The 15690-nt window shown below is 37.3% G+C and carries 13 protein-coding genes; 6 read left to right on the top strand and 7 right to left on the bottom strand.

Annotated elements, in window-relative coordinates; translation table 11 throughout:
* Positions 1-170: 170 nt before the first annotated feature.
* Positions 171-563 (bottom strand): hypothetical protein, encoded by a 393-nt coding sequence (locus AC23ME_RS13955; protein ID WP_487728390.1) that lies wholly within the window; start codon positions 561-563, stop codon positions 171-173.
* Positions 564-700: 137 nt separating this feature from the next.
* Positions 701-2032: an L-lysine 6-transaminase gene (gene lat / locus AC23ME_RS13960; protein ID WP_487728391.1), complete on the bottom strand. Its 1332-nt coding sequence runs from the start codon at positions 2030-2032 to the stop codon at positions 701-703.
* Between the two features lie 428 nt (positions 2033-2460).
* On the opposite strand from lat, the gene AC23ME_RS13965 reads away from it, so the two are divergent.
* From AC23ME_RS13965 to AC23ME_RS13975, 3 genes are all read left to right on the top strand, one after another.
* Positions 2461-3747 (top strand): Gfo/Idh/MocA family protein, encoded by a 1287-nt coding sequence (locus AC23ME_RS13965; RefSeq protein WP_487728392.1) that lies wholly within the window; start codon positions 2461-2463, stop codon positions 3745-3747.
* Positions 3748-3893: 146 nt separating this feature from the next.
* On the top strand, positions 3894-5270 hold the full coding sequence (locus AC23ME_RS13970; RefSeq protein WP_487728393.1) for a 3-keto-disaccharide hydrolase: 1377 nt from the start codon (positions 3894-3896) through the stop codon (positions 5268-5270).
* 23 nt (positions 5271-5293) lie between these two features.
* Positions 5294-6709 carry a Gfo/Idh/MocA family oxidoreductase gene (locus AC23ME_RS13975; protein WP_487728394.1) on the top strand — a complete coding sequence of 472 codons (1416 nt, stop codon included), beginning with the start codon at positions 5294-5296 and terminating at the stop codon, positions 6707-6709.
* Positions 6710-6753: 44 nt separating this feature from the next.
* Here the strand turns inward: AC23ME_RS13975 and AC23ME_RS13980 are convergent, their stop codons facing one another.
* Together AC23ME_RS13980 and AC23ME_RS13985 are read right to left on the bottom strand one after the other, a co-directional pair.
* The gene (locus tag AC23ME_RS13980; protein WP_487728395.1) at positions 6754-7614 is read right to left on the bottom strand and encodes a 1-aminocyclopropane-1-carboxylate deaminase/D-cysteine desulfhydrase; all 861 of its coding nucleotides are present in this window, start codon (positions 7612-7614) and stop codon (positions 6754-6756) included.
* 48 nt (positions 7615-7662) lie between these two features.
* Complete coding sequence (locus AC23ME_RS13985) at positions 7663-8655, bottom strand: DUF6588 family protein (protein ID WP_487728396.1); 993 nt, start codon at positions 8653-8655, stop codon at positions 7663-7665.
* Positions 8656-8842: 187 nt separating this feature from the next.
* Between AC23ME_RS13985 and AC23ME_RS13990 the strand changes: the two genes are divergently transcribed.
* The gene (locus tag AC23ME_RS13990) at positions 8843-9865 is read left to right on the top strand and encodes an RluA family pseudouridine synthase (RefSeq protein WP_487728397.1); all 1023 of its coding nucleotides are present in this window, start codon (positions 8843-8845) and stop codon (positions 9863-9865) included.
* On the top strand, positions 9866-10705 hold the full coding sequence (locus AC23ME_RS13995) for an aminotransferase class IV (protein WP_487728398.1): 840 nt from the start codon (positions 9866-9868) through the stop codon (positions 10703-10705). It begins immediately after the preceding gene.
* Positions 10706-10929: 224 nt separating this feature from the next.
* Here AC23ME_RS13995 and AC23ME_RS14000 read toward each other — a convergent pair whose 3' ends face one another.
* From AC23ME_RS14000 to smpB, 3 genes are all read right to left on the bottom strand, one after another.
* The gene (locus AC23ME_RS14000; RefSeq protein ID WP_487728399.1) at positions 10930-11535 is read right to left on the bottom strand and encodes a hypothetical protein; all 606 of its coding nucleotides are present in this window, start codon (positions 11533-11535) and stop codon (positions 10930-10932) included.
* A gap of 153 nt (positions 11536-11688) precedes the next feature.
* Positions 11689-12597, bottom strand: coding sequence for a methionyl-tRNA formyltransferase (fmt, locus tag AC23ME_RS14005; protein WP_487728400.1), 909 nt, complete (start codon positions 12595-12597; stop codon positions 11689-11691).
* A gap of 93 nt (positions 12598-12690) precedes the next feature.
* Entirely contained in the window at positions 12691-13140 is a 450-nt protein-coding gene (gene smpB, locus AC23ME_RS14010; RefSeq protein ID WP_487728401.1) for an SsrA-binding protein SmpB, read from the bottom strand.
* Positions 13141-13406: 266 nt separating this feature from the next.
* On the opposite strand from smpB, the gene AC23ME_RS14015 reads away from it, so the two are divergent.
* Positions 13407-15680, top strand: coding sequence for a TonB-dependent receptor (locus AC23ME_RS14015; protein ID WP_487728402.1), 2274 nt, complete (start codon positions 13407-13409; stop codon positions 15678-15680).
* Positions 15681-15690 lie beyond the last annotated feature (10 nt).

Genomic DNA, 15690 nt, shown 5'->3' on the forward strand with positions numbered 1-15690 from the left:
ACCTTCTTTAGCCTGTGCTTAGGCTAACAATCTTCGATAGATGTACGTTTGTTGCCAACTAGCCCCGGTTGTAGCGCTTACCCTGCAGCGAGGAAGTATGACGAAGCGAAGCGTAAAAGCGAAAAACGGGACTGCAGTTATTGTTTTGCAGAAATTTGCGCTTCTAAAAGTTATTTGAACGGCCATTTAAGCAAGCCTACGTTGCCCATAGCACTCTTCTCATAAAGTGCAAAACAGTTGGTGTTGTATTGAGCATCAAAATTAATATCGCCTGGTACTAATTGTGATGGAGCACCTTTGCCTTCAAAAAAGTAATAAACCTTGGTGTTGCCATACTTGGTATGCGGCATTAAATCGCCATATTCTTTGAGTTGTGCGGCGGTGGTATCTTTAACCGTAACAGCGTAAATGCGCTGTACAGGGCCAGTATTATTTTCGTTTCTATAGTTGGCAATTTCGGTAAAACCACCCTTCAAATCTTCAATTCCAGATTGCGTGAAAGTATCTTTTAGCATCCAGCCAATTAAAGCAATAGCCAATAGTGCTAGTCCAATTTTTTTCATGTTTCGAAGTTAATGCAAATTGACTTTCGGTTTGTAGGAGCGAAGTAAAGAAATAGAAAAACCATTAAGAATTAAGCTTTAAATAGCCTTAAACTCTTAATGGTTTAAAAATTAATATGCCGTTTTGGCGAAGCTTATTACAGCGTAGGCAATATTTTGTGCATTATTTCTATTCCCTCGTCAATATGTTTTTTCTCTATGCAAAGTGCTGGTCTAAAACGGATGGTTTGGTTGCCGCAACCTAGAAACATTACGTTGTTTTCCATTCCTTTCTCTACAAACTTGTTTCTCATATCCTTATCAGGAAAATCAAAAGAGCAAAGTAAGCCTCTTCCACGAACATTGCTCATTTTGTCGTATTTGTTAGCTAATTCGTGCAGTTGGTTTTTTAAGTATTCGCCAACATTAGCTGCATTTTCACAAAGTTGGTCTTCTGCTACGATGCTTAAAATTTGGGTAGAACGTACCATGTCTACCAAATTGCCGCCCCAAGTTGAGTTAATTCGAGAAGGAACTTTGAATACGTTGCCATCAACTTCATTAACCTTATTGCCTACTAGAATGCCACATATCTGCATTTTTTTACCAAAAGTTAAAATGTCTGGTCTAGCTTGCTCATTAAAATGTTGGTGGCACCAGAATTTTCCTGTTAAACCAACGCCCGTTTGAATTTCGTCGTAAATCAACATCGCATCGTTTTCATCTGCCAGTTGGCGTAGCTTTACTAAAAATTCTTCACGAATATGGTTGTCGCCACCTTCAGATTGAATTGGCTCGATGATAATGGCACAAACGTCGTCCTTGTTATCTGCAAAGGCCTGCTTAATTTGAGCTAAAGAAGCGGCTTCAGTTTGTGCTGCAACTTTTAGGTTTTCTTCATTTAAAGGAAACTTTAGCTGCGGCGTACTTACTCTAGGCCAGTCAAACTTGGCAAACCATTTGGTTTTATCTGGTAAGGTGTTGGTTAAACTAAGGGTGTAGCCACTTCTGCCATGAAATGCTTTCTCAAAATGGATTACCTTAAAGCCTTTTTCTTCTTTGTAACCTTTAGCAAAGTTTTTTTGAACCTTCCAATCCATTGCTACTTTAAGTGCATTTTCTACGGCTAATGCGCCGCCAGCAATAAAGAAGGCATGCGGTAAATAATCTGGAATACCAACACGAGAAAATGTATTTACAAACTCTGCATACTGTTGTGTGTAAACATCTGAGTTTGATGGATTAGCCAGTGCAGCTAGTAGCAGGTTATGTTTAAAGGCTTCATCGTTTACCATTTTTGGATGATTGTAACCTAAAGGAACGGAAGCAAAGCAGGTGAAAAAGTCTAAAAGTTTGCGATTGTATTTCGAATCGTAAATATAAGCGCCGTTACTTTTTTCCATGTCGTAGGTAAGGTCGTAACCATCGGCAAGAATGTGTTTTTTTAGCGCTTGTGAAACTTGGTCTGCAGCAACATTTAATTGATACATAAATTTGAGTTTTGGTTGAAATCAAATTTATATAAATGTGCCAAAATATCAAATTTAGAGGGTTTTTGAACTCGGAGTTCAAAAACTAGGTTTAAAACGTTTAAAGTTGGATTTTGCCTAAAACTTTGACAGCTTTTAAAAAATGTGGAAAAATATTTTGATTGATTTGTGTAAAAATGCCTCTTTTTTTCGGGGAAAATCAAATCATTTAGATTGAAAAATTGATACTGAAGCTGATTATTGATGAGTGGCCCGATGTAAAACATTCATTACATTTCTCGAAAAGTAAAACGCAAACGTTTGCGTTTTAGAACATCCTTCAGTTGCTAATTTCTTTTAACTATTTTTATTGAAAGGGCATTTTAACTGTTGCCTGTTTTTAGCTGTAAAGCAACATACATAGTTCGCATATAAATATATCCCAGATAATGAATAGAAAAGAGTTTCTAAAGGCTTCATCCATATTTACGGCAGCTACTTTCGTGCCTCTTAATCATGTTTTTGCAATTCAAAGTGAGAAGGAAATTCGAGTGGGCCTTATTGGGGTAAATGGAATGGGATGGTCCAATTTGAATGCTATTTTGAAAAATACTCGAGTAGTATGTACTGCCCTATGCGATGTAGATGAAAATGTATTAAATAAGCGTAAAACAGAATTGGCTGATAGAGGGATTAAGGTGAAGACATTCATTTCCTATCAAGAAATGTTAAATGGAGATTTGGTAGATGCTGTTATTGTTGCTACACCAGATCATTGGCATTGCTTACAATTGGTAGATTCAGTGAAAGCTGGAAAGCATGTGTACGTCGAAAAACCGATAGGCAACTCCATAAAAGAATGTGATGTAATGGTAAGTGCTGTTAAAAATAGCGCAAGCATTGTGCAGGTTGGGCAATGGCAACGTAGTCAGCAGCATTTTCTGGATGCTATAGATTTTGTGCATTCTGGTAAACTAGGTAAGATAAGAACGGTAAAGGCTTGGTCTTATTTAGATTGGAAAAAGACAATTGTAAATAAACCAGATGCTGCGGTACCAAAAGGTGTAAATTATGATTTATGGTTGGGACCAGCAGAAAAAAAACCATTTAACCCGAATAGATTTCATTTTGAATTTCGCTGGTTTTGGGATTACGCAGGAGGTTTAATGACAGATTGGGGAGTACACCTCTTGGATTATGCATTGCTCGGAATGAAAGTTTCTGACCCAATTTCTGTGCTGGCGTCTGGTGGAAAGTTTGCAGACCCGAATGGAGCCGCAGAAACACCAGATACTTTAAATGTAATCTATGAATTTGATGATTTTAGCGTACAATGGGAGCATGCCATAGGAATTGGACTTGGTTTGTACGGCAGAAGTAACGGCGTTGCATTTATTGGAAATAATGGCACGTTGGTGCTTAATAGAAATGGCTGGGAAGTTATTTCGGAGAGAGGTAGAATGGAAGCGGTTTCTTTACAAAAGTCTAACAATAGAGGACTAGAGCTACACATGGAAAATTTTGTTGAAGCCATCACTAAAAAAGATAGCTCAATACTAAAAGCTCCCATCCAAGTTGGCGCCAACATCGCTGCATTTTCTCAGATGGGAAACATAGCCTATCGCACAGGCAAAAAGCTTTATTGGGATCGTAGCAAGCGTAAATTTACAGATAGAGAAGCTAATAAATATCTCGCTGCGAAATACCTTAACGGATATAAAATGCCGAACATATAAAACGATTACCAATTATTCTAACAAATAAACAAACCAAATCTCCAATACAAACCACCGTAAATCTGCGTGTAAATCAGTGATAATCTGCGGGAATATTTATAAATAATCAAATACTTAACAACCAACAATCCTAACCAAAATATAATATGAGAACTACTATTTCAAAAATTTTTACGACACTAGCCATTGGGTTTATTTTCTATCAGCCAATGCAAACATTCGCTCAGTCACCAAAAGGTAATTGGATCAGTCTGTTTGATGGCAAAAGTTTAAAAGGCTGGAAAAAACTGGGTGGTAATGCACCTTATACCATTGAACAAGGAGCAATAGTTGGAACGATGACGAAGGGAACACCAAACTCGTTCTTGGTAACCGAAAAAGAATATGGCGATTTTATCTTGGAAATAGATATTAAGTTAGAGGGTAATGAAACCAATTCGGGCGTTCAAACCAGAAGTCAATATGATGCAGAAAAACAGCGGGTTTTTGGCAGGCAAGTAGAAGTGGATCCTACAGCAAGAGCATGGACTGGTGGTATTTATGACGAAGCTAGAAGAGGATGGCTATACCCGTTAGATCTTAATGAAACTGCAAAATCTGCCTATAAACCTAATGAATATAATCGCATCCGTATAGAGGCCATTGGCGATGAATTGCGTACTTGGGTTAATCAGGTTCCAGTATCTTATGTAATAGATACACTAGATAAAAGTGGATTTATTGGTCTACAGGTGCATAGTATTCCCGATAAATTAGACGGCAAAAAAGTGTATTTTAAAAATATTCGAATCCAAACGAATAATCTAAAACCTCAAGCATTTTCGAAGGATGTTTTTGTAGTTAACCTAAAACCCAATGTATTGAGCTCGGCAGAGAAAGCGGCTGGTTTTTCGTTATTGTTTGATGGTGATAAAGCGGACCAATGGAGAAGCGTTCGCGGAAATTCCTTCCCAGAAAAAGGCTGGAAAGTAGGTAAAGGAGAAATGACTGTGTTAAAATCGGATGGTGGCGAATCTACTAATGGAGGTGACATTATCACACGAGATCAGTATAGTGTGTTCGATTTATCATTCGAATTTAAGCTTAGTCCTGGAGCCAATAGCGGTGTTAAATATTTCGTAACGCTAAAAGAAAAAACGCAAGGCTCTGCTATAGGACTAGAGTATCAGATACTGGATGATAAACTACATCCAGATGCTAAAATGGGTCGCGATGGTAATCGAACCTTAGCATCTTTGTATGATTTGATTACTTCTAATAAAGATCCGAGAGCTCGTCGACCTATTGGCGAATGGAATAGAGGAAGGGTTGTAGTTTCGGCAGATAACACGGTAACGCATTACCTAAATGGAATTAAAGTGGTTCAATATCAACGCGGATCTCAAGATTTTCGTGATTTGGTTGCTAAAAGCAAGTATAAAGATTGGGAACGTTTTGGAGAAGCTGCCGAAGGTCACATTCTTTTGCAAGACCATGGAGATCATGTTTCCTTCAGAAACATCAAAATTAAGAAATTGAAATAACGATAATCACTAAACCAAAAAATATGAACCATTATCTTTCTCGTCGTAGTTTCATTAGCCGAACTGTTATGGCAGGTGGCGGTGTGATGCTCTCAAATAGCCTTTTAGGAAAAATACCTTTTGCCTCTGCAAACGAAAGGGTCAATTTGGCTTGTGTTGGTGTAGGTAATAGGGCCGGAGAAATTATTAGAGATTTGTACAAAACGGGTCTTTGTAATATAGTTGCGTTTTGCGATGTGGACATGGAAGCAGAACATACGCAGAAGATTTTGAAGATGTTCCCCGATGTTCCTCGATTTAAGGACTTTAGGCAAATGTTTGATAAAATGGCAAATCAAATAGATGCCGTAGCTGTAGGCACACCAGATTTTGCGCATTTTGCTGTTACCATGCAAGCGCTAGATTTAGGTAAGCACGTTTATGTAGAAAAACCCATGGCGCAAACCTTTTGGGAAGTTGAACTGATGATGCAGAAAGCGAAAAAAAATCCTAAAGTGGTTACGCAAATGGGCAATCAGGGGCATTCTGAAGCAAATTATTTTCAGTTTAAAGCTTGGAAAGATGCAGGGATTATTAAGGATGTTACCCAAATAGATGCACACATGAACATGGCCCGGAGGTGGCACAGTTGGAATCCTAAAATGAAGAATTTTCCGCCAGCTGAAACAATACCAACTACTTTAGATTGGGAGTTGTGGCAAATGCAAACACTTGGACACGATTATAATAAAGATTTTGTGAACGGACAATGGCGTTGCTGGTTCGATTTTGGTATGGGTGCTTTAGGCGATTGGGGCGCACATATTCTAGATACTGCACACGAATTTTTAGAGCTCGGTTTGCCCACACAAGTGGAAGCAAAATATTTGAAAGATCATAATTCTTTCTTCTTCCCAATGTCTTCTACTATTAATTTCCATTTTGCAAAGAGAAAAGGTATGCCTCCGGTAAATATTACTTGGTACGATGGATTAGATAATCTGCCGAAAATCCCAGAAGGTTATGGCGTATCTGGTTTAGACCCCAACATTCCATCTCCAAGTACAGGTAGTATTCAGCCCGCTAAGTTAAATCCTGGGAAAATTATCTATAGCAAAGATTTAGTTTTTAAGGGAGGTTCACATGCTAGTACCTTAGAAATTATTCCAGAATCAAAAGCCAATGATTTGAAGAATAAAATGCCAGAGGTTCCGCTATCTCCATCCAACCATTTTGCCAACTTCTTGAAAGCTTGTAAGGGAGAAGAAAAGACACGATCTCCATTTAGCATTGCCGGACCATTAAGTCAGGTATTTTGCTTAGGGGTAATTACGCAACGACTTAATACTAAAATCAATTTCGATCCTGTCAAAAAAGAAATTGTTAACGATAAGTTCGCAAATGCACTTTTGGCTGGTCCGCCACCAGCAAAAGGTTGGGAGCAATATTACAATGTATAAACTGTTTAAAGGCGCCTAAAAAATATGTTATTTTTAGGTGCCTTTTAAAATTCATCGAGTTTTCCCAAAATTCCAAATAATCCGCCGGTATGTATTGCTAGTATTTTGGCTTCTTTTGGAAACTGTTTTTTCTCAAGCAAATCATTAATAGCGTAAAACATTTTTCCGGTGTAAATAGGATCTAAAAGTACACCAGTTTTTGAGGTGAAATCTTTAATAAAAGAAATGAGTTGAGGATTAGTTTTTGCATAACCACCGAAATGGTAATCGCAATGTAGTTGTAGCTTGTCTATGTTTGTTTCGTAATGAGCTATTTCATCCTTAATAAAATCTCCGCCTTTTAATATTGGAATTACATGGAGTTGCGTATTTAAATCAAGTTTGTTGATGCTTTTTAATAAGCCTGCCGCCGTTGTTCCTGTACCTGCAGCACAAAAAATATGATCAAAATGTACTGTCAGTTCTGTGATAATTTCTGCACAGCCAATTGTAGCTGCTTCACTTGCGCCACCTTCATCTATGAAATAGGTGTTTTGATCATTTCTGTAGTGCTTTTCGAATAAACTTTGCTTGTTCCTATAACATTCTCTGTCTACAAAGTTCAACTGCATGCCGAATAACTTACACAGTGTAAGCATTGGGTTCTCAACTTCCTCGCCTCTCACAAATGCAGTAACTTTTAATTGGTGTTTGGCCGCTGCAGCTGCGGTGGCTAGCAAATGATTAGAATAAGCTCCTCCAAAGGTTACAAGATGATTTTTGTTTTTGGCGGCTGCATCTAGCAGGATGTACTTAAGTTTTCGCCATTTATTACCAGATACAAACGGATCTATCAAGTCATCTCGTTTAATCGAAATACTGTAACCGTTATAAGAAACATGATTGATAGGACTAGGTAACTGCATAAAAAAAGCTCCTCCAAAGAGAAGCTTTTTTAAGCGTTTTTGAAAATTTTATTTTCCGATGCCTAAGCCTATACCAGCGTTTAGGTAGCCATATTTAGCTTGGGTGTAAGAGGTGTAAAGTCTAAAGAACCCTAAATGTAGTTGGAAACCAGCAGAGGCTCTCATACCATTTACATCATCTCTTTTAATCTGAAATGGATCTTTATGTACTTCTCCATCAAAATTATATGTGCCCAAGGCTCTAATATCTGTGTTAGATTTGTTGTAGCCTACGCTGAAAAAAGGCGTGAATACAGATAATCTTTTTGAAATGATGACATCAGTACTAAAGCCAGATAGTTTAATATCGATATTTTGATTAGGATCTGGGTTGGTGCCTACTTCGAGAGGAATATTCCAAGTTAATTGGGTATAACCAAAAGCTACAGCCAAATCAAATGGTAATAATTTCTCCTTTTTACCCAAAATTATCGGTAAAAGTTCAACTTTAGCACCAACTCCAAATAAGTTAACTTTACCAACATCATCAAGATCTATTGTTGGCAAGTAGCGGAATGACACGTCAATATTTTTTGGCAAACCAACAGTAAGTTGTACCTGTGGAGATGGTATGATGTTCAATCCAACTCCGTCGGGTAAATTAAACTGCTGTCCATTTCTATTTACCTGCATTTTGGCTCCGTCTACTTCCGGACCTGCTACGGTAGGAGTAACAGAACTTCCTACAGCCGACATACTAGTTAGACCTAGTTTCGCTACATCAAAGTTTTTGTCTTTGTTTGGAACGAATGCGGCCGTACCAGTTATACGTAAATCGAAACGTAAAGTTCCTTTGGCTTTTGCTGATGTATACCATCCAGAGTTTAAGCCTAAACCAAAACCAGTGGTTGCAGGAAGCAAGTAAGCACCAGCTAGTTTAGCTGCATCCTGAGGGTCTCCTCTAAAAACACCCCCAACTTCATCTTGTGCCATTAAACTTAACGGCATAAAAAAAGCGCTAAGCAACACCATGTTCCTCAACGCCCTAAATTTAATTTCCATGTTTATTTGTTTGATTTTCAGACACGAAAATATATCTTTCTAATCAAATAAGGAAAAAAATTCATTACAATCCTAAAATTTTGGGAGAAGTTTTTCATACACACATCATTAATTCGTCAACTACACTACAACAAATAAGCCAAATTGTTTTTTAGGAATATCATTTTTGATGAATTACTTTTGCAACATGGAAAATTTCGCAATAGGCCAAGAAGAAGAGGAACAAGATTTATTTGAACATTTTAATATCGTAGTAGATAAAGGACAGTCTTTGTTGCGAATTGACAAGTTTTTGATGCACCGTATAGAAAATGCGTCACGTAACAGAATACAGAATGCCATTGATGCAGGAAACGTTCTGGTTAATAAACAGCAAATTAAAGCGAGCTACAAGGTGAAGCCGTTCGATGAAATTTCGATCGTTTATGCGCAGCCTCCGCGTGATACAGAAGTGTATCCAGAAGATATTCCAATTGATATTGTTTACGAAGACGATGATTTGCTAGTGGTAAACAAGCCAGCAGGAATGGTAGTTCATCCGGGTTTTAATAATTATACCGGAACTTTGGTAAATGCACTAGCGTTCCATTTTGAGCAATTACCTACGCTACCTGGAAACGATGGCCGCCCCGGTTTGGTGCATCGCATAGATAAAGATACCTCTGGACTGCTACTCATCAGTAAAAACGAAATCACCATGACTAAATTGGCAAAGCAGTTTTTTGATCACAGTATTACCCGTAAATATTTAGCATTAGCCTGGGGTGATATCGAAAATGATGGAAGAATTGAGGGGTACATCGGGCGAAGCCTAAAAAATAGAATTATCCAAGATGTGTATGATGATGAAGAGAAGGGCAAGTGGTCGGTAACTAATTACAAAGTTTTAGAGCGTTTAAACTACGTTACTTTAGTAAGCTGCCAGTTAGAAACTGGTCGTACACATCAAATCAGGGCACACATGAAACACATCGGTCATCCGCTTTTTAGCGATGCAACCTATGGTGGCGATAAGATTTTAAAAGGAACTACGTTCTCTAAATACAAGCAATTTGTTGCCAATTGTTTCGAATTGATGCCACGTCAGGCCTTACATGCGCAAACATTGGGTTTTATTCATCCAACAACACAACAATATATGGAGTTCGAGGCGCCGATGCCAGCAGATTTTGAAGCAGTTTTAAATAAATGGCGTAACTATATCGCATAAATGTCGCAATACATATTATTTAACGACCAGTTTTTTACCAGCGACACTGCTATATTGCAAGCTACAAACCGAGCTTTTAAGTTTGGCGACGGCTTTTTTGAAACTATGCGTATGTGTAGCGGCAAGTTGAAATTTCCAGAACTACACGCCGATAGAATTAAGGCTACAATGAAAGCCTTAAAAATGGACGGCTACAATTTACTCGACGGCTATTTTTTAAAGCAAAAAACAGCCGAACTAGCACGTAAGAATAAAATTAATGGCAATGCCCGTTTTCGCCTAACCATTTACAGGCAGGGCGAAGGGCTTTACACCCCAGAAACCAATAAGGTTGGCTATTTACTAGAAGTTAAACCTTTAGAAACGGCTAGCTACGAGCTAAACAAAAAAGGCATTATTGTAGATGTTTACGATGAAATAGCTAAGCCTATCAACAAACTCTCAAATTATAAGACTACCAATTCGCTGCCCTTTGTAATGGCTGCAATTTATCAAAAACAACATCGCTTAGATGAAGTTTTATTACTTAACCAAAACGGATTTTTGTGCGAAAGCACAAGTTCTAACCTCTTTGTAGTTTATCAGAACCAAATTTACACACCTGCACTTTCTGAAGGCTGTGTGAGTGGTGTAATGCGTAATGTGGTGATGCAGCTAGCGAAAAAACATCAGTTGCCGTTAATTGAGGCACAGATTAATCCACAGATTTTAAACGAAGCCGAAGAAGTGTTTTTAACCAACGCTATTGGCGGTGTAAGGTGGGTAATGGGCTACGGACGCAAACGCTATTTTAACGAAGTTGCAAGAGCGTTTAGTGCTTGGTTAAATGAGTCGGCCTAATTGCTGAAAATTACACAATCTTAAAGCGTTATATAATTTGAAAAGCAATGTTCTATGCGTTTCGGCAATTGAAGTCCTTCTTTCCGCTATAATCTTTTTGTTTAGGCTTCCTGTCATTCCGAGGAAGGTGGAATCTATTTTAAAACTGCTAGGAGAAACGGGTTCTTCGCTGCGCTCAGAATGACATTTAAGACAAAAAGTATTTCCGCTTCAATAAGGTTTAGTTAATCCAGTGCGGTAGTTCTTTTGCAAAACCGCCATTCACCCTCCATCGAACGGAAAATCATCCAATCTAAATTTGGTGCTGTAATTAAAATATCCTCCATCGGAAAATCATATAATTGTTCCGCAGAAGCGATAATGTCATTTAGTTTTACTTTCAGCACAGGTGAATAATAGAGATATGTCAAGTAAACATCTTCTTCTAAATCAATCGATAGCTTTTTAGCAAAGTCTGTAATAATTAAATCAGGCTTATCCGAAACCAACAATGGAACGGTATCGCTAGGCATATATCTTAACGGATAGGTAGAAGGATAAGCATCATGAATTTGAGCGTAAATATTTTTCTGATCTTCGGTGTTGAGTAGTCGCAGATCAAAGTTGAATTTAGCAAATGGTGGCTTTTGTAGCACTGTTTCCCAAAAAACAATCTCCTCTTCTGCTACGTTCGCCAATTGCACCAGCTCATGGTCAACATTGCAAGACAAGATAGTTTCATAAATTTCAAGCCAATTTAATAAGTGTCTATCTATAAACTCATCAACCCTAATACGCAAGTGAATTTGATGTTTTTTAGCCTCTAAAATACTTTTTTGATCTGCATCCATCTAATAAAAAAATAATGACCAAATAATCAATAAACAATTACCAAAAATGAATAATCAAAGTAGGAAACAATAACCTGCGTACATCAAAGAGCTAAAAGGCAATCTCATATTTTGAGGCAAAAAAACTAATGAACAAATGAGCCAATGAACAAATTATAATCTTACACCTCTCAGAAATTCATCAACCTGCATACGTTTTTTGCCTTCCAGTTGCAATTCCAATAATTTAATATAGCCGTTGTTGGTAGCAAATTTTAAGAAAGTTTTACCATCTGTTTCAAAACTTCCGGCTTCAACTGTTGGATTTACATCTTCCTTTTCAACTTTAAACACCTTCAATGTTTTTTCGTTCAAAAAAGTAAACGCAGTAGGGTAAGGGCTCAAACCTCTAATGTGATTATAAGCCACTTGATTGTCCTGTTTCCAGTTAATCTCGCAAAAATCCTTGAAAATTTTTGGTGCAGCTTTTAGTTCGGTATCCATTGGTTGTGGTACTTCTGTGTAGTTACCTTCTTCAATAGATTTAACCGTTTTCATAATCAGCTCTGCACCAATATTCATTAGCTTATCGTGAAGTGTACCTGCTGTATCTTCTTCCGTAATTGGCGTACTTGCAGATAAAATCACATCTCCAGTGTCAATCTCCTGTTTTAAAAAGAAGGTAGTTACGCCACTTTCTTTTTCTCCATTAATAATAGCATGGTTAATAGGTGCAGCACCTCTATATTGTGGTAACAACGATCCGTGTAGATTAATAGTTCCTTTCGGTGGCATATTCCAAACAACTTCTGGCAACATCCTAAAAGCAACTACCACCTGTAAATCTGCATTCAATGATTGTAGTTCGGCAATAAACTCTGAGTCTTTTAATTTTAAAGGTTGTAGAACTTTTAATCCATTTTCTACAGCATATTTCTTAACCGCACTTTCATTTAACTTTTGCCCACGTCCCGCAGGTTTATCAGCAGCTGTAACCACTCCAACAATATCAAATCCCGCGTTCTTCAGCGCATTTAATGATGCTACTGCGAAATCGGGCGTACCCATAAAAACTATTTTCATAAATTAATTTTGAATGAGTAAATGACTAAATGAGTAAGTATTTTTATGACAGTCGAATAATTTTCTCATTTATCAATTTACTCAATTTCTCTTTTAAAATTTCATCGCTCTATCCAACTCACGTTTGCCATCTCTTTCTTTGATGCTATCACGTTTGTCGAATTCTTTTTTACCTTGTCCTAATGCAATTTCAATTTTAGCAAAACCTCTTTCATTGATAAAAATACGAAGCGGTACAATGGTAAAACCTTTCTCTTCGCCTTTTATTTTTAGTTTCCTAAGTTCTTTCTTCTGCAAAAGGAGCACGCGGTCTCTCTTAATATCATGATGATAGAATGAGCTATGGCTATATTCTGAAATATGAAGATTTCTTACATAAAGGCTACTGCCTATAAAAGTGCAAAATGCATCGGTTATATTTGCTTTTCCTTGTCTTATAGATTTTATTTCTGTGCCAAGTAACGCAATTCCAGCTACATATTTATCTGAAATGTGGTAATCAAAATAGGCTCTCTTATTCTTTATCTGTATATCGTTAGGCATATTGCAAAGATAGGTTAATTGCTGAATTGTTTAATTGCGAAATTGTTGAAAAAGTACGGTATGTATAATCACTAAAGATTTTTATTGACAACGAAATTTTTGACGGTTTGTTTTAATGCAATTTAGTTGCGTTTTAGTTTCTGATTTCTATTTTTGCAATAAAGTTGCGTTAATGATATGATTTTATATTTTCAATTCAATTTTATTTATATTTCTAAATTTATTTTTAGATTTGTCTAAATTTATATTTTTGTATAGCTAATTAAATGAAAAGGATATTATTTGTCTTCAGTTTCTTGATACTTTCATTAACTACTTTTGCTCAAGATCTAGTCTTCAAAGGAAAGGTGGAAAGTAACGGAATTGCAGTTCCAAAAGCTAATTTGCGTATTGTAGAACTGCAACGCTCAACACAAACCAATGCCGATGGAGAGTTTGGTTTCGTTGCTTTAAACGCAGGACGCTATCAAATCCGCATTACAGCGGTGGGGTACAAACCACAAATAAATAGAATTGAAGTCTCTTCGGATACGATCATCACTTTTAATTTAATTGAGCAAAAGGAAGATTTGAGAGAGGTGGTTATTACTGGAACACAGAAGGAGGTAAACAGGTTAGAAAGTCCGGTGCCGGTAGAGATTTATACAGCTAAGTTTTTTCAGAAAAATCCAACACCGAGTATTTTTGATGCCTTACAAAATATTAACGGTGTGCGCCCGCAGTTAAACTGCAATATTTGTAATACTGGAGATATTCATATCAATGGCCTAGAAGGCCCTTACACTATGGTAATGATTGACGGGATGCCAATTGTGAGCAGTCTTTCCACCGTTTATGGGCTGTCTGGAATTCCAAATTCTTTGGTAGAAAGGGTAGAAGTGGTGAAAGGTCCGGCTTCTTCTTTGTATGGGAGTGAGGCAGTTGGTGGTCTAATTAATATCATCACTAAAGATGTGAATAAAGCTTCTGCGCTAAGTGTTGATTTGATGACGACAAGTTATTTAGAGCACAATCTTGATGTAGGATTAAAAACGAAGATCCATCCTAAAATAAATGTATTAACAGGATTGAATTACTTTAAATATGGTAACAAAGTAGATCATAACCATGATAATTTCACCGATGTCACTTTGCAAGATCGTATTTCAGTTTTTCAAAAGTGGAATTTTCAAAGAAAGGAAAATCGTTTGTTTTCTTTAGCAGGGCGGTTTTTATATGAAGATAGATGGGGTGGAGAAATGAACTGGACAAAAGCCGATAGAGGTGGTGATGAAGTTTATGGCGAAAGTATTTACACCAAACGTTTCGAGTTGTTGGGGAATTATCAGCTGCCAGTTAAGGAGAAAATGTTCCTTGCATTTTCACTGACCAGCCACAATCAGGATAGTCGCTACGGAATTACTTCTTACATTGCACGACAGAACATTGCTTTCTCTCAACTTACTTGGGATAAGAAAATCGATAACCACGATTTGCTTTTTGGTACTGCTTTTCGTTATACTTATTACGATGACAACACACCAGCAACTTTTTCGCAGGTTAACGGCAATACACCCGAAAATACATACTTGCCTGGAATATTCGTACAAGATGAAATCAAGCTAGCTCAAAAGCACTCAGTGTTGCTAGGGATACGTTACGATTATAATTCTAACCACGGGAGTATTTTTACACCACGTTTCGCTTATAAAATCAATTTTGATGAAACGAGTATTTTAAGATTAAACGCCGGAACTGGTTTTAGGGTAGTCAACATTTTTACAGAAGACCATGCTGCGTTAACTGGAGCTAGAGATGTAATCATAGAAAACGACTTAAAGCCAGAAAAAACTTATAACTTGAATCTGAATTACTTGAAGAAACTTTATGCCACCAATGGAAACATTTTTACGTTCGATGTGTCCGCCTTTTATACGCACTTCACTAATAGGATTGTGGCAGATTACGAAACCAATACTAATCAGATTAGGTATGATAATTTGAGTGGCTACGCAGTTAGTAAAGGCTTAACTGGTAATTTGGATGTAGTGTTGAATTTCGGCTTAAAATTGAACGCTGGTATTACTTTGCAGGATGTTGGATTGATAGAAGACGGTGTGAAAACTCAGCAAATACTTACCGAGAAATGGATGGGAACTTGGTCAGTTTCGTATCTCATTAATAAACTGAATTTAGGAATTGATTATACTGGCAATATTTACGGGCCAATGCGTTTGCCTTTGTTAAATGAGTTGGATCCACGACAGCCAAATTCTCCAGTTTGGAGTTTGCAGAATGTTCAGTTTACTTATCGTGGGTTTAAAAACTTGGAAGTGTATGGTGGCGTAAAAAACTTGCTCAACTTTAAGCCAACTAGAAATAATCCTTTTATTATCGCTAGAGCTAATGATCCTTTTGATAAGCAAGTGCAATTTGATGCTAATGGAAATGCGGTTGCAACGCCAAACAATCCCTACGGTTTAACTTTTGATCCAAGTTATATGTATGCGCCAAATCAAGGCATTAGAGGTTTCTTTGGATTGAGGTATAATTTGAGGTAATTGAATAGAA

This window comes from Pedobacter sp. T50_32, from assembly GCF_057652195.1.

Excerpts from the sequence above, each read along its gene's own strand:
- AC23ME_RS13975 (WP_487728394.1), top strand. The coding sequence starts at position 5,294 with ATGAACCATTATCTTTCTCGTCGTAGTTTCATTAGCCGAACTGTTATG.
- AC23ME_RS14015 (WP_487728402.1), top strand. The coding sequence starts at position 13,407 with ATGAAAAGGATATTATTTGTCTTCAGTTTCTTGATACTTTCATTAACT.
- AC23ME_RS13970 (WP_487728393.1), top strand. The coding sequence starts at position 3,894 with ATGAGAACTACTATTTCAAAAATTTTTACGACACTAGCCATTGGGTTT.
- AC23ME_RS14000 (WP_487728399.1), bottom strand. The coding sequence starts at position 11,535 with ATGGATGCAGATCAAAAAAGTATTTTAGAGGCTAAAAAACATCAAATT.
- AC23ME_RS13965 (WP_487728392.1), top strand. The coding sequence starts at position 2,461 with ATGAATAGAAAAGAGTTTCTAAAGGCTTCATCCATATTTACGGCAGCT.
- fmt (WP_487728400.1), bottom strand. The coding sequence starts at position 12,597 with ATGAAAATAGTTTTTATGGGTACGCCCGATTTCGCAGTAGCATCATTA.
- AC23ME_RS13955 (WP_487728390.1), bottom strand. The coding sequence starts at position 563 with ATGAAAAAAATTGGACTAGCACTATTGGCTATTGCTTTAATTGGCTGG.
- AC23ME_RS13995 (WP_487728398.1), top strand. The coding sequence starts at position 9,866 with ATGTCGCAATACATATTATTTAACGACCAGTTTTTTACCAGCGACACT.
- AC23ME_RS13985 (WP_487728396.1), bottom strand. The coding sequence starts at position 8,655 with ATGGAAATTAAATTTAGGGCGTTGAGGAACATGGTGTTGCTTAGCGCT.
- AC23ME_RS13980 (WP_487728395.1), bottom strand. The coding sequence starts at position 7,614 with ATGCAGTTACCTAGTCCTATCAATCATGTTTCTTATAACGGTTACAGT.
- lat (WP_487728391.1), bottom strand. The coding sequence starts at position 2,032 with ATGTATCAATTAAATGTTGCTGCAGACCAAGTTTCACAAGCGCTAAAA.
- smpB (WP_487728401.1), bottom strand. The coding sequence starts at position 13,140 with ATGCCTAACGATATACAGATAAAGAATAAGAGAGCCTATTTTGATTAC.
- AC23ME_RS13990 (WP_487728397.1), top strand. The coding sequence starts at position 8,843 with ATGGAAAATTTCGCAATAGGCCAAGAAGAAGAGGAACAAGATTTATTT.